This window comes from Dolichospermum heterosporum TAC447 (assembly GCF_024584745.1).
Classification (GTDB): Bacteria; Cyanobacteriota; Cyanobacteriia; order Cyanobacteriales; family Nostocaceae; genus Dolichospermum; species Dolichospermum heterosporum.
This window is the reverse complement of record NZ_CP099464.1, coordinates 660179-674050: the sequence shown is the minus strand read 5'-3', so window position 1 is coordinate 674050 and position 13872 is coordinate 660179. Positions and strand designations below refer to the sequence as shown.

At 39.5% G+C, this 13872-nt stretch carries 11 protein-coding genes; 4 read left to right on the top strand and 7 right to left on the bottom strand.

What is annotated here, in order from left to right; genetic code table 11:
• Positions 1-45 precede the first annotated feature (45 nt).
• The gene (locus NG743_RS03025) at positions 46-2925 is read left to right on the top strand and encodes a pre-peptidase C-terminal domain-containing protein (protein WP_257121502.1); all 2880 of its coding nucleotides are present in this window, start codon (positions 46-48) and stop codon (positions 2923-2925) included.
• Between the two features lie 418 nt (positions 2926-3343).
• Positions 3344-3841: a hypothetical protein gene (locus NG743_RS03020; RefSeq protein WP_027404924.1), complete on the top strand. Its 498-nt coding sequence runs from the start codon at positions 3344-3346 to the stop codon at positions 3839-3841.
• 87 nt (positions 3842-3928) lie between these two features.
• On the opposite strand, the gene NG743_RS03015 is transcribed toward NG743_RS03020, so the two are convergent.
• Entirely contained in the window at positions 3929-4624 is a 696-nt protein-coding gene (locus NG743_RS03015) for a Uma2 family endonuclease (protein ID WP_027404925.1), read from the bottom strand.
• Positions 4625-4879: 255 nt separating this feature from the next.
• On the opposite strand from NG743_RS03015, the gene bchD reads away from it, so the two are divergent.
• Positions 4880-6901, top strand: coding sequence for a magnesium chelatase ATPase subunit D (gene bchD, locus NG743_RS03010; protein WP_193963275.1), 2022 nt, complete (start codon positions 4880-4882; stop codon positions 6899-6901).
• Between the two features lie 218 nt (positions 6902-7119).
• Here the strand turns inward: bchD and NG743_RS03005 are convergent, their stop codons facing one another.
• Entirely contained in the window at positions 7120-8625 is a 1506-nt protein-coding gene (locus NG743_RS03005; protein ID WP_193963443.1) for a M16 family metallopeptidase, read from the bottom strand.
• Positions 8626-8824: 199 nt separating this feature from the next.
• Positions 8825-10402, bottom strand: a complete 1578-nt coding sequence (locus NG743_RS03000) for a M16 family metallopeptidase (RefSeq protein WP_173401731.1) — start codon at positions 10400-10402, stop codon at positions 8825-8827.
• Between the two features lie 150 nt (positions 10403-10552).
• On the opposite strand from NG743_RS03000, the gene NG743_RS02995 reads away from it, so the two are divergent.
• Entirely contained in the window at positions 10553-11167 is a 615-nt protein-coding gene (locus tag NG743_RS02995) for a TetR/AcrR family transcriptional regulator (RefSeq protein WP_027404932.1), read from the top strand.
• On the opposite strand, the gene NG743_RS02990 is transcribed toward NG743_RS02995, so the two are convergent.
• From NG743_RS02990 to NG743_RS02975, 4 genes are all read right to left on the bottom strand, one after another.
• On the bottom strand, positions 11142-11270 hold the full coding sequence (locus NG743_RS02990; RefSeq protein ID WP_257121501.1) for a hypothetical protein: 129 nt from the start codon (positions 11268-11270) through the stop codon (positions 11142-11144). The genes NG743_RS02995 and NG743_RS02990 overlap by 26 nt on opposite strands.
• Before the next feature lie 68 nt (positions 11271-11338).
• Positions 11339-11779 carry a DUF4332 domain-containing protein gene (locus NG743_RS02985; RefSeq protein ID WP_027404933.1) on the bottom strand — a complete coding sequence of 147 codons (441 nt, stop codon included), beginning with the start codon at positions 11777-11779 and terminating at the stop codon, positions 11339-11341.
• A gap of 327 nt (positions 11780-12106) precedes the next feature.
• Entirely contained in the window at positions 12107-12907 is an 801-nt protein-coding gene (locus NG743_RS02980) for a PhzF family phenazine biosynthesis protein (protein ID WP_027404934.1), read from the bottom strand.
• A 29-nt stretch (positions 12908-12936) separates the two neighbouring features.
• Positions 12937-13869, bottom strand: coding sequence for an Rpn family recombination-promoting nuclease/putative transposase (locus NG743_RS02975; protein ID WP_257121500.1), 933 nt, complete (start codon positions 13867-13869; stop codon positions 12937-12939).
• Positions 13870-13872: the final 3 nt, after the last annotated feature.

The following is a 13872-nucleotide window of genomic DNA, read 5'->3' as shown; positions in this document are numbered from 1 at the left end:
AAATTATTTAGGAGTGCATTATGTTTGATAATTCTGAAAAGTCTTTTGATTCCTCTTTACCAGGACTGGGTAATTCTTCAACTTACCTGGATCAAAGATCCTTTAAATCCTAATCCAACAGAACTTGGTTCACAGCAACTTCCACCAGTAAATGCACCTCTTGATTATGCTGGAAATACCAGAGCTACAGCCCGTAATGTTGGGACATTAACAGGATCTCAAAGTTTTAATGATTGGGTAGGAAGTTCTGATACTAACGATTACTATAGTTTCAACGTGGGAACACAAAGTAACTTGAGTCTGAATTTAACAGGCTTAACTGCCAATGCGGATGTTCAATTACTTAATAGTTCTGGAGGTGTAATTACCACTTCTGCAAAAACTGCCACCACTTCTGAATCCATTGCCAGTCTGTTGAGTGCAGGTGCTTATTTTGTGCGGGTATATCGGTCTAGTGGTGACACTAACTACAGTTTGTCGTTAAATGCTACACCTGTTGATAGTGCTGGAAATACCTTAGTGGCAGCCCGCAATGTTGGTACATTAACAGGAACTCAAAGTTTTAGTGATTGGGTTGGAAGTGTTGATACTAACGATTACTATAGTTTCAATGTGGGAACACAAAGTAACTTTAGTTTGAGTTTAACAGGCTTAACTGCTAATGCGGATGTTGAATTACTCGATAGTTCTGGAGGTGTAATTACCACTTCTGCAAATACTGACACTACTTCTGAATCCATTACTAGTCTGTTGGGTATAGGTACTTATTATGCACGGGTGTATCAATTCAGTGGTGATACTAACTACAGTTTATCGTTGAATGCGACACCTGTTGATAATGCTGGAAATACCAGAGCTACAGCCCGTAAGGTTGAGACATTAACAGGAACTCAAAGTTTTAGTGATTGGGTTGGAAGTGTTGATACTAACGATTACTATAGTTTCAATGTGGGAACACAAAGTAACTTGAGTCTGAATTTAACAGGCTTAACTGCCAATGCGGATGTTCAATTACTTAATAGTTCTGGAGGTGTAATTACCACTTCTGCAAAAACTGCCACCACTTCTGAATCCATTACCAGTCTGTTGAATGCGGGAAGTTATTTTGTGCGGGTATATCGGTCTAGTGGTAACACTAACTACAGTTTGTCGTTAACTGTTGATAATGCGGGAAATACCCTAGCTAAAGCCCGTAATGTTGGCACATTAACAGCAACTCAAAGTTTTAGTGATTGGATAGGAACTGCTGATACTAACGATTACTATAGTTTCAACGTGGGAACACAAAGTAACTTTAGTCTAAATTTAACAGGCTTAACTGCCGATGCAGATGTTGAGTTATTCAATAGTTCTGGTACTGTAATTTCCGGTTCTTATACTGATGGAATTGTTTCTGAATCCATTGCCAGTCTGTTGAGTGCAGGTGCTTACTATGTGCGGGTGTTTCAATATAGTGGCGACACTAACTACAGTTTGTCCTTAAATGCTATTGCTCTTCCTGTTGATAATGCTGGAAATACCCTACCTACAGCCCGTAATGTTGGCACATTAACAGCAACTCAAAGTTTTAGTGATTGGACAGGAACTGCTGATACTAACGATTACTATAATTTCAATGTAGGCACACAAAGTAACTTTAGTCTAAATTTAACAGGCTTAACTGCCGATGCAGATGTTGAGTTATTCAATAGTTCTGGTACTGTAATTTCCTATTCTTATACTGATGGAATTGTTTCTGAATCCATTACTAGTCAGTTGAGTGCAGGTGCTTATTATGTACGAGTGTTTCAATATAGTGGCGACACTAACTACAGTTTGTCCTTAAATGCTATTGCTGTTGCACCAACTCCCACACCGACTCCCACACCGATTCCGACAGATTGGTACAGTCAAAATCTACTAGATGCTCAAATTATCACTTTAACCCGTTCCTTAGCTGCTGATGGTAATTTGAGTCGCAATGATATGATTTCCATTTTCCGCGATGCTAAAGATGGTAGTGTGATTGATGCCAATGAATTAACTGACTTACGGACTCTTGTTAGTAACTCTACCCTCTTCACTATGGTTGATTATGTGAAAGTCCTATCTAATAAGATTGCAAATGGTAATGCAGCTAACATTCGTTCCGGTTTTGGTAACTTGTTTGCCGATAGTAGTGATACCCAAATGGAAAATCTGATTGGTAAGTGGTTCTTAGGTACTGATCGCCCAGATACAGGTTATACCTATAGTTATGCTAGTGGTTCTCTGTTCCAAAATGGTGCTAGTGCTGATGATATTTACCAAGGAGCGGTGGGAGATTGCTATTATGTAGCAACTTTGGCTTCTATTGCCCAGGAAAAACCTGAGTACATCCAAAATATGTTTACGGACAATGGTGATAATACCTTCACTGTGCGTTTTTATAACAATGGTGTAGCTGATTATGTCACAGTAGATCGTTACTTACCAACTTATTCATCAGGTAATGCCGCTTATGCTGGTTGGGGTGGAGGTTCTTCTACTTCCACTAGCAATGAACTTTGGGTAGCTTTAGCAGAAAAAGCTTATGCTCAGTTAGCTGAATCTGGTTGGAGTCGTACTTACAGTGGTACTCAAAATAACTCCTATGCAGCTATAGAAGGTGGTTGGATGGATACAGTAATTCGCCAGGTAACAGGATTAAGTGCTACTTCCCAATCTGTCAGCAATATGACTCAAACCCAACTGATTAATTTGGTTAATTCTAATCAGGTGTTAACAGCGGGTTTTGTCTATGGCGCTGGTTATGGTGTTGTTGATGGTCATGCTTACACCATTACTGCCTATAATGCCACTAATGGAACTTTCCACTTACGTAACCCTTGGGGAAGTTACCACGCTGATGTAACCTGGTCTCAATTATTATCTTTGAGCGCGATTCTTCAATGGTCTAATACATAGGCATAGTTGAAAGCAGTATAAATAAGTAATTAGACAAAAATATTTACAGTCATTCCATTACTGCCTATAATGCCACTAATGGAACTTTCCACTTACGTAACCCTTGGGGAAGTTACCACGCTGATGTAACCTGGTCTCAATTATTATCTTTGAGCGCGATTCTTCAATGGTCTAATACATAGGCATAGTTGAAAGCAGTATAAATAAGTAATTGGACAAAAATATTTACAGTCATTGCGAGCGAAGGGAAGCAATCACAACCCTTGGAATTGCTTGATTTCACTTCGTTCCATATGGCTAACGCCACGCTGCGCTAACGCAATGACATTGTGTAATTAATTCTGTCTCGCTACTTAATTAATGTTTGTACTGCTGTCTACTGGTTTAATAATGATTTGAATAATTAGAGGTGATTTGGTTGAAACCGTTATTATTACTTTTTAGTTTATTCGGTTTTGATAGTATGGTAAATTCTTGTAATTATTTACTTACAGATTTTTATAGTCAACCATCTTCACACTTACAGTCAAAAGCTGTTAATAAGAAAGTTATGATTAAGGTTTCTTTATTATCTCAAGAGAATAAATTACCACCTTTAGGTATTCCTCCCCAAAGGAATCGAGATATTGGTTTTGCGACTGTATTTGTCAGCTTAGAAAATCATCAGATGAAAAATCAAACGGTGATCATTGAAAATATTGAAGTTCGTAATATTTCTGATCATAAATTACAATCTTTTAGTTTTCAGCCAAAACAAATTGAATTAAAACCTTTAGAAAATTCGGTAATTGATATTCATTTAACTAATAAAACTGGCTATTCTGGAAAAGATCAAGTAAAAGCAATAATTACCTATCAAGTCGGAGAAGAAGTTAATAAAATTGAATCTCAAGCTGTTGAGGTTGATAGACATTAGCTAGTGTGTTAATTCTAAATCCCTTATCCCATAAGACTTCATGCACAAAATGTGTCGCCATATTTTTATAAGTCGGGGATCTAATTTTTAAAGTGTATTGATATCAATACCTTTGGCTTGCAATTTTGCTAATAAGGTTTGATAATTTTGACGTTCTTGTTCTGCACGTTGATATTCCTGCTCTGCACGTTGATATTCCTGCTCTGCACGTTGATTTAATTCCAGAGATGTGAGAAACTTCCGCCCTTCAGGATAATAAATTTCTAAATTATCTGCTGTTAATTCAAACCGTATTCCTAAACGGGGACTTATCCAATTATTGATTTCTTCAATCTCTTCTAGCCATGCTTGTTCAAGAATAAAACCTGTTAATTCGATTTTGTCTGGATTATAAACATAATATTCTTCCACGCCATGACGTTGATAAAAAAGGAGTTTCTTTGCCATTTCTTGACTACGATTTCCTGGAGATAGAATTTCAAATACTACTTGAGGTGCAATATTATTTTCTTCCCATTGTTTGTAAGAACCTCTTTTACCTTTTGGTCTCCCGAAAATCACCATAACATCAGGTGCTTGACGAGTTTTTACACTTCCCTCAACTGGATACCAAAGTAAATCACCTGCGATGAAAACATCATTTTCTGATGCAAATAATATTTCTAAATTTTCTTTAATTTTAACTATCCATTCATAATGTTCTGTATTATCAGCCATGGGATTTCCATCACTATCAGGGTAGATGATTTCTGCTTGAGTTTCTGGTGTGAGTTGTTGTACCATTTCTGTAGCTCCATTTTACCCAAGGTAAATAAATTTTTTAACTTGACAGTGGCACTTATGAATCTATTGGTAATTGTATGTGAACTACCCACACTGACCTGACGGTACAGTGTGGGATTAGAAAGCGTAGTAGTAGATTTCTTTCGTCCTCTATTACTCATCGCCTCTCTTCAAGCAGGCTAGAGGATTCTGCTATTTTAGCTAAAATGTGCCAGGAATTGCTATGCTAAAACTATAATAACTATTAAGGAAACAATGCGATCGCCTACTCTGACCCCGACAATGACTGCTTTTCCCTTGGCTGCTGTGGTTGGTCAAGAAGCCATCAAGATAGCCTTACTGTTGACAGCAGTTGATCCCGTTTTGGGGGGTGTGGTAATTGCAGGTCGTCGTGGTACGGCTAAATCTGTGATGGCGCGTGCTATTCACGCTTTGTTACCACCTATTGAAGTTGTGAAAGGTTCTGTTAGCAACTGTGACCCCAATCACCCCGAAGAATGGGATGATAAACTTTTAGCGGAAGAAAGACAGGAGATAGAAACGGAAATTATCCCTGCACCTTTTTTGCAAATTCCTCTGGGGATTACGGAAGACCGACTTTTAGGTTCTGTGGACGTGGAACAGTCGGTTAAACAAGGTGATACAATCTTTCAACCGGGGTTACTGGCTACAGCTAATCGAGGTGTGCTGTATGTGGATGAAATCAACTTATTAGATGACCAAATTAGTAACCAACTGTTATCAGTATTATCCGATGGGCGGAATCAAATTGAACGGGAAGGAATTAGTTTTCAACATCCCTGCAAACCGTTGTTTATTGCCACCTATAATCCAGAAGAAGGGGCGCTCAGGGAACATTTACTTGATAGAATAGCGATCGCCTTATCAGCAGACGGAGTTCTGGGTATAGATCAAAGAGTACAGGCAGTTGAACAAGCGATCGCCTATTCCAAATCTCCCTCAGAATTTCTCCAACAATACAGCGAAGACATAGACTCCCTCAAAACCCAAATCATCCTGGCACGGGAATGGTTAAAAGAAGTTACCATTACCCAAGAGCAAATTGCCTATCTCGTCAATGAAGCCATTCGCGGAGGTGTAGAAGGACATCGTGCAGAACTATTTGCAGTCCGCGTAGCCAAAGCCGCAGCAGCCTTAGAAGGACGTAACACCGTCACCGCTGAAGATCTACGTCGGGCTGTGGAATTGGTGATAGTTCCCAGGACTACTATAATACAAACACCACCCCCAGACCAACCACCACCACCTCCCCCACCACCACAAGAAAGTCAAGACGAGTCGGAACAAGAAGAAGAACAAGAGGAAGAACAGGAAGAGGAAAAAGAAGAAGACCAAGAACAGCAAGAACCCCCAGACATTCCCGAAGAGTTTATCTTTGACCCCGAAGGGGTAATTCTCGACCCAGAAGTGCTTTATTTTACCCAAATGGCACAACGGCAAGGTAAATCAGGAAGTCGCAGTATTATCTTCTCAGACGATAGGGGACGGTACATTAAACCGATGATTCCCAAAGGTAAAGCTCGGAGAATAGCCGTAGATGCCACATTGCGAGCCGCAGCCCCGTATCAAAAAGCACGCCGCGCTAGACAACCTGGTAAAAAGGTGATTGTTGAACAGGGAGATATCCGTTCTAAACGGTTGGTGAGAAAAGCCGGTGCTTTAGTGGTGTTTGTTGTGGATGCTTCTGGTTCAATGGCTTTAAATAGAATGCAATCTGCCAAAGGTGCAGTTATGCAGCTTTTAACAGAAGCCTATCAAAACCGGGATCAAATCTCTTTGATCCCCTTCCGAGGAGAGCAAGCGGAAGTATTATTACCTCCTACCCGTTCCATTGCTTTAGCCAAAAATCGCTTAGAAAGATTACCCTGCGGTGGTGGTTCACCCCTCGCACATGGGTTAACTCAAGCCGTGCGGGTGGGGATAAATGCCCAAATGGGTGGGGATATCGGTCAAGTTGTTATCGTGGCAATTACTGATGGTCGTGGTAATATTCCTCTGGCTCGTTCTTTAGGTGAAACCATAGAACCGGGAGAAAAACCGGATATCAAAGCCGAATTATTAGATATTGCAGCCAGAATTCGGGCTTCAGGGATGCAATTATTGGTAATTGATACGGAAAGTAAGTTTGTATCAACTGGCTTTGCCAAGGAATTGGCGAAAACAGCAGGTGGTAAATATTATCATCTACCCAAAGCCACAGATAAAGCGATCGCCGCGATGACTAGGGGAGCGATCGCAGATATAAAATCCAGATAGTCTGAATCAGGGTTTGCGAAATCAGTTGTTGGTGGGTTAAGGTGCAAGCTAACCCACCCTCCGACTAACACAAAAACACCAACCGGAAAAAAGTGATTTTATGGTGTTGACAAAAAATTTTCAGTGTGTTATCGTATTTTTGATAAGGAAGAGCTATTTTAAATTAATAACCAGATCCCCGACTTCTTTAAGAAGTCGGGGATCTAAATTGAATTCTATTAATTCTTAGCTGCTGGTTGAGTGCCTGCAATGGTAATATCTATGGTTGTGACTTTGGCGGCTAAATTGGTTAAGGGTTGTTTCATATCAGATTGGTTTCCGACTACTAAGGTGACTAAATTTTCTGGTTTTAAGTATTTCTGCGCTACTCGTTTCACGTCTGCGGTTGTGGTGGTAGTGATGGCTTTTTGATAACGAAATAGGAAATCGGCGGGATAACCATAATATTCGTATCGCATTAATCTGGATAATGTTTGGCTAGGATCTTGAAAGTTGAAGACAAAGGAGTTTAGGGTGGAGTCTTTGGCTTTATTTAATTCTTGGACTGTGATATTTGCGGTTTGTAGCCGTTTAATTTCTGTTTCCAGGGATTTGATAAACTGAACTGTGGTTTCTGTGCGGGTTTGTCCTCCAGCGACGAATGTTCCTGGATAGTCAAACCGGGGACTCCACATACCATAGACAGAATAAGCTAAACCTTGACGCGATCGCAATTCATTAAATAAACGTCCGCCAAAACTATTTAAAACGCCATTCATGACATCTAAGGCTGGATAATCGGGATTGTCGAATTTTCCGCCTAAATGACCAAGTAAGACGCTACTTTGGGTGAGTTGAGGTTGATTAACGAAATATACACCACCTAAGTTAGCTTGGGTGACTTGTGGTAATGGGGTTTTGGCAATTTGCGGATTTGGTTTCCAGTCACCTAATTTGGCTTGTATGAGCGATCGCATTTTTTGAGCATTAAAATCACCCACAATCCCTAAAATGATCTTATTGGGGTGAAAATACTGTTGATAAAATTTTAGCAAATCATCACGGGAAATTTTATCGAGAGTTGCATATTCAACTGTCCGGGCATAAGGACTTTCTTGCCCATAAATTAATTTTCTCAACTCTCGACTGGCAATACTATTAGGATTATCATTGCGTCGAGCAATACTACCGCGAATTTGAGTTTTATCCACATCCAACTTTTCCTGTGCAAAAGCCGGTTCTCGAAGTACCTCAGTAAATAGCCCAAACACCATGTCTACGTCTTCAGTCAGGGCTTCAAAACTAGCACTTCCAGCAGCCTCACCCATATCTGTTTCCACAGAGGCAGCCCGTTGTTCTAGAATTTCATTTAATTCATCTGCGGAATGTTTTTGAGTGCCACCACTTCGCAATGTAGAACCCACCAAAGAAGCTAAACCTGCCTTTTCCGCTTGTTCCCAACGGCTACCTGTTCTGATTAGTGCTGTACCACTTACCAATGGTAGTTCATGATCTTCCATCAAATAAACTACTAAACCATTTTTTAGGACATACCTTTCATACTTGGGTAATTTAATTGCTGATACTGGCGGAAATTGTAATTCATTGTAATGCTTTGCTGTAGTTGCTGCCCAAGAAAAATTCAAATTTACGAGCAAACAAGCAACAATGATCACCAATGTAAAAACAAATCTTTGTCCCTTAGAAAAGTGGAATTTTTTGCTTTTCAAATCAAACCTCAACATATCTATCTTCAAATTTGGATCAGGATTTATGGCTAACGCCACGCTTCGCTATCAAGATTAAAGGATTGACAGGATTAATCTTTAATCCTGTTTGAATTTTGGATTTCTAGCACAGCATGGCGCAAGTAAACCAACTATTCTTAATCGCCAAAAATCTTGCTCAATATTACTTTTGACTTTTGACTTCTGCCTTGCGGTACTATCCTGGTTGTTTGGATAACAACTTGCCAACTATGCGATTTTCTGGTATAAATGTGGCTTGGGCTACTCTTTGAATATCTTCAGGAGTAACAGCGGAAATTTTCTCTAATTGCTGAAATAAGTTGCGCCAAGAACCGGTTTTGACTTCATATTCTAACAACTGTGCTGCCATGCCGGAATTAGAATCAAGGCTGCGTAATAAACCGGCTCTGGCTTGGGTTTTTAGTCGTGCCAATTCCACCGCAGATACAGGTTCAGTTTTCAATTTATCAATTTCTTGGCGTAAGGCGATCGCTACTTCATCTACTGTTTTCCCTGGAGATGTGAGAGCATAAAAGAAGATCAGATTAGGATACTTGTCTCCTGGAAAGCCACTAGAACCTTGAGCATTTAGAGCTAAACTTTGTTTTTCTACTAAAGACTTATAAAGTCTCGATGTTCTCCCATCACTCAATAAACTGCCAATGATTTCATAAACTGCATTATCAGGATGAGTAACAGCCGGACGATGATAACCTTCTAAATACCAAGGTTGAGTAGCTAATTCTAAAGTAACTTCCCTGGTGGCGGTTTGCTGGGGTTCTACGGGTAGTTTTTGTTGGGGTTTGGGTTTAGCTTGATAACGTCCAAAATAAGTTTGTGCCAGTTTTTTGACTTCAGCAGGATTGACATCGCCGACAATGGCAATTGTTAAATTACTGGGAGCATAATAAGCATCAAAAAACTTCTTAACATTCTCTGGTGTTAAGTTGCGAATATCTTGATCATAACCAATTACTGGTCGGCGGTAAGGATGAACTTTGAAAGCCGCATCTATGAATTTTTCCACCATCTGACCGATAGGAGAATTTTCGACTCGTAAGCGTCTTTCTTCCAAAATTACTTCTTTTTCTTTATAGAATTCTCGAAATACAGGATCTAAAAACCGATCTGATTCCAAGGACATCCATAGTTCTAATTTATTCGATGGAAAGCTATAAAAATAGCGAGTAGCTTCGGAAGAAGTATTAGCATTTAAACCCACACCTCCAGCTTGTTCAACTATTTGCCCCATTTCGTTTTGTTTAACTAATTTCAGGGCTTGAGATTCTACTGATTTAAATTCAGTTTCTAACCGGGCTATTTCAGCTTTTTTTTCGCTGGTTTTTGCGGTTTTGATTTGGTTATCTAAATTTTCTAACTTGGCTAAAAGTGGTGCTTCGGCTTGATAGTCTGTAGTGCCGATGCGCTTTGTGCCTTTAAATGCTAGATGTTCAAGAAAGTGGGCTACCCCTGTTTGTCCATCTGGTTCATCAATGCCACCGACATCAGCATAGGTGAGAAAGGAAACTACTGGGGCTTGATGTCTTTCTAAAACGATGAATTTTAGCCCATTATCCAGGCGAAATTCAGTGAGACGATTAATTACTTGTTCTAGATAAGGTTGAATGGAACTTTGGGATTTTTGCAGGGCTAAAGCTGTTTCCGGTATCCATCCCCCACTAAATACTATTAACGCCAAAATGGTGGCTAATAGACGACGGAATGGGAATTTTTTAACGTTACCCATGAAGAAATTTAAAATTGTCTGGTGCATAAGCAAAAGTTAAAGTAAATTTACATTACTTGAGAAATAGACTACTTAACAAAAAGAGAGTTATCTTCTATTAAGCTTTTTGTATTTTTAGCATTTGGTGTTGCACAATAGGGCTACGAATCTTGTTTTAAAGATATCAAAATAACTACTATGCGGATTTTTAGTTCTCCTCCATCATCAGAAACGCAGACGCGCGGACGTATTTTGCAAGCAGCACAGCGGTTATTTGCAGCCAAAGGGTTCGAGGGAACTACAACCCGTGATTTAGCACAAACCGCAGGGGTAGCTGAAGGAACTCTCTTTCGTCATTTTGCCAATAAAAAAGCAATTTTGGTGGAAGTGGCCACTAGCGGTTGGGTGGATATTCTCACAGATTTACTGACAGAACTTAGCGAAATGGGTAGCTATAAGGCGATCGCTCAAGTTATGCGGCGACGGATGTGGAATTTACAAAAAAACGCCGATATTATGCGCGTTTGCTTCATGGAAGTGCAATTTCATCCAGATTTGCGCGATCGCATTCAAACAGAAGTTATTGATAAAATGACAGATGTTGCTGAAGCATTTTTTCAAACTGCAATAGATAAAGGCATCTATCGTCAGATGGATGCCAAACTTGGAGCTAAAGTTTTTTTAGGTTTATTTGCGATCGCCGGTTTCTCTGATCATACCCTCATAGACCCTAACGCCTCCCCCCAAGAAATGCAAAAAATGGCGGAGGGGTTAGCGGATATCTTCCTTAACGGTGTCCTAGAAAAGGAATAGGTGACAGGTGACAGGTGACAGGTGACAGGTGACAGTTAACAGGTGACAGGTGACAGGTGACAGGTGACAGGTGACAGTTAAGAAGAAAAAAGGGAATGGACAAAAATTTTACTATTCACTACCCACTACCCACTACCCACTACCCACTACTCACTCACCACTGACAACTGACTAATTACCCATTGCTTGCGCTTGATGACTCCACTGTTGTACTAATTCAACTGCTGGACACAAATCCCGGTTATGCAATGTCGCTACTTGCAAGCGCATAACTTGTCTATGCAATCTGTGAGTAGGAGTTTGGGCTAGTTGAGCTATGGAAATAACCCCAGAGTGAAGTAATACACCGCAATATTGAGTTCCTACACTGGGAACACGGGCTAAACCTGCTAAAACTACCCATTTATTCACAGAATGGATATTTACCTGTAATTTACCTGCTAATACTATTCTCTCTTCTAGAGTTTTCCCTCTTTTGATTAGTTCTTCTGTGGTATTAATGCCACAATTTTTGAGTTGAGCTTGATCTTCTGCACTCAATCCTGGTAAGTCTTTAACGGGCCAATCGGATTTTTGAAGTAAATTTCTATTAGTTGCACGGTTAGTGGTCATTTTTGGAGTTTTTAGTATGGGTTAATTTTATGTAAAAATTCAGGATTTACTGGGATTTTATTTTCTGAATTTTAACACTCTTATCAAATCGCCATCCCTCTTTAGGAATGTATTACTAACATTATGGCCTATAAAAAATGGAACCTCCAATGTATTTACTGCTCAAGTTCCTACATTAAAGGAGGTTTACAGTCAATAATGCCCGATAAGCGTCATCTTAAATATAAAAATTTAATTACAAATATTAACTTAATACCTGTCTGCAATCCCCCCTGAGATCCCCGACTTCTCTAAGAAGTCGGGGATCTGATATCTCATGATCAATCCTTAACCTAAAGTTAATTGTCCTTGCATTACTGTTACAGCTTGTCCAGATAGAAAGACGCGGTTGGCTCCTGGATAGTACATTTTCACCACTCCACCGCGATTGGAAGCTTGATAAGCCAAAAATTCATCTTTTCCCAATTTATCCCGCCAAAAAGGTGCTAAACAACAATGTGCTGCACCTGTTACCGGATCTTCATTAATCCCTAACATGGGGGCAAAAAAGCGGGAGACAAAATCATATTCTGAACCAGAATCAGCAATGCTAGTAACGATAATATCCGCCTTTGTTAAGGTTTTCATCTGCTGGAAATTCGGCTGCATTTCTCTGACTAATTGCTCAGATTCTACTTCTACTAAATAACCAAGAGAATTTTGGACAACAGATTTACAAGTTACTCCTAAAACTTGACTTAATTCTGGAGGTGACTCCACAGATTGAGAGAGATTTACCGGAAAATCTAACTGAATCCAATCATTTTCTAGTTTAGCTATCAGTATACCACTTTTTGTATAAAAACGCGCCTCCTGATTTGGTAATAAATGCCCTTGTAACCATAATACATGAGCGCTGGCTAAGGTAGCGTGTCCACACAGGGGAACTTCTACCGTGGGAGTAAACCAGCGCAAATTAAACCCATCATCTTGTTTAAGTAAAAAAGCGGTTTCCGATAAATTCATTTCCTGAGCAATATTTTGCATCCATAATTCAGATTGTGGACTATCTAAAACACATACAGCCGCAGGATTTCCTTTAAATGGAGTATTAGTGAAAGCGTCTACTTGAGTAATAATTTGATTCATTTTCAGTCAGAAGGGAGAAATCTCTAAATCTATAATTCTGTGTGGGATTTTAGCCATTGTTCTAGGTCATTAATATCTCCAAAATCTAATAATGCTTCTCCGAGGTCTTCTAGCTGTGCTATTGTCAAGCTGTTAATACTTTCGATATGGCGAGTAATCAATTTTCCAAACCGCTTAGATAACTGCCGCAGCAGTAAGGTTTTTTCACCTTCTTGTCTACCTTCCTGTCTACCTTCCTGTCTACCTTCCTGTCTACCTTCCTGTCTACCTTCCTGTCTACCTTCCTGTCTACCTTCTTGTCTACCTTCTTGTTCACCTTCCTGCTTTGCTTCTTGATATACCCTTGTTTGCTTAATATCACTTACTAAAAACATGGCTTCTATCTCCTGACGGCTTAATTGGGAAAACTTTGACACTAAGACAGTTTCCAATAACTCTATAATACCTTGTCTTTCTCTCTCATTGCTAACTTCTGTTTTTGTTCTTGCCATCAAGTTTTGAACTAATTGCGGTGATTGGTTTTCTTTACTGACAATTAATTCAATTAACCCTACACCTATTGAACCTGATGGTATTTCATCTAAATAAATTCGTTTGATGCGACCACTATTGACTAACTCTTGTTGGTAATTAGTTAATCTTTCTACATCTAAACTACGTTTAGCAAATAAAGCTACTGCCTGCCAGTCTTGTTCTGGTTTATATTGATTGAGATAAATATTTATCTCTGTGATTAATTCCCAGTAAAATTCTGGTTTATTTTGAAATTGTACTTCGACGAAATAGATGGGTTTTTCCTCACTATCTGGCATGAATATCCCATCAAATCGAAAAGCTTTTTCTTTAACTTCTACAGATGTAAACTCATAACCTTCCGCATTTTCTGTGGGTTGTCCCAGTAGTTCAAATAATAGAGTATGGAAGGTGAGGAAGATTTGGTAGAATATTGTATCTGTGTGCATTAT

Coding starts and splice junctions, on each gene's coding strand:
- NG743_RS03000 (WP_173401731.1), bottom strand. CDS start 10,402: ATGCACCAGACAATTTTAAATTTCTTCATGGGTAACGTTAAAAAATTC.
- bchD (WP_193963275.1), top strand. CDS start 4,880: ATGCGATCGCCTACTCTGACCCCGACAATGACTGCTTTTCCCTTGGCT.
- NG743_RS02975 (WP_257121500.1), bottom strand. CDS start 13,869: ATGCACACAGATACAATATTCTACCAAATCTTCCTCACCTTCCATACT.
- NG743_RS02980 (WP_027404934.1), bottom strand. CDS start 12,907: ATGAATCAAATTATTACTCAAGTAGACGCTTTCACTAATACTCCATTT.
- NG743_RS03015 (WP_027404925.1), bottom strand. CDS start 4,624: ATGGTACAACAACTCACACCAGAAACTCAAGCAGAAATCATCTACCCT.
- NG743_RS03005 (WP_193963443.1), bottom strand. CDS start 8,625: ATGTTGAGGTTTGATTTGAAAAGCAAAAAATTCCACTTTTCTAAGGGA.
- NG743_RS02985 (WP_027404933.1), bottom strand. CDS start 11,779: ATGACCACTAACCGTGCAACTAATAGAAATTTACTTCAAAAATCCGAT.
- NG743_RS02995 (WP_027404932.1), top strand. CDS start 10,553: ATGCGGATTTTTAGTTCTCCTCCATCATCAGAAACGCAGACGCGCGGA.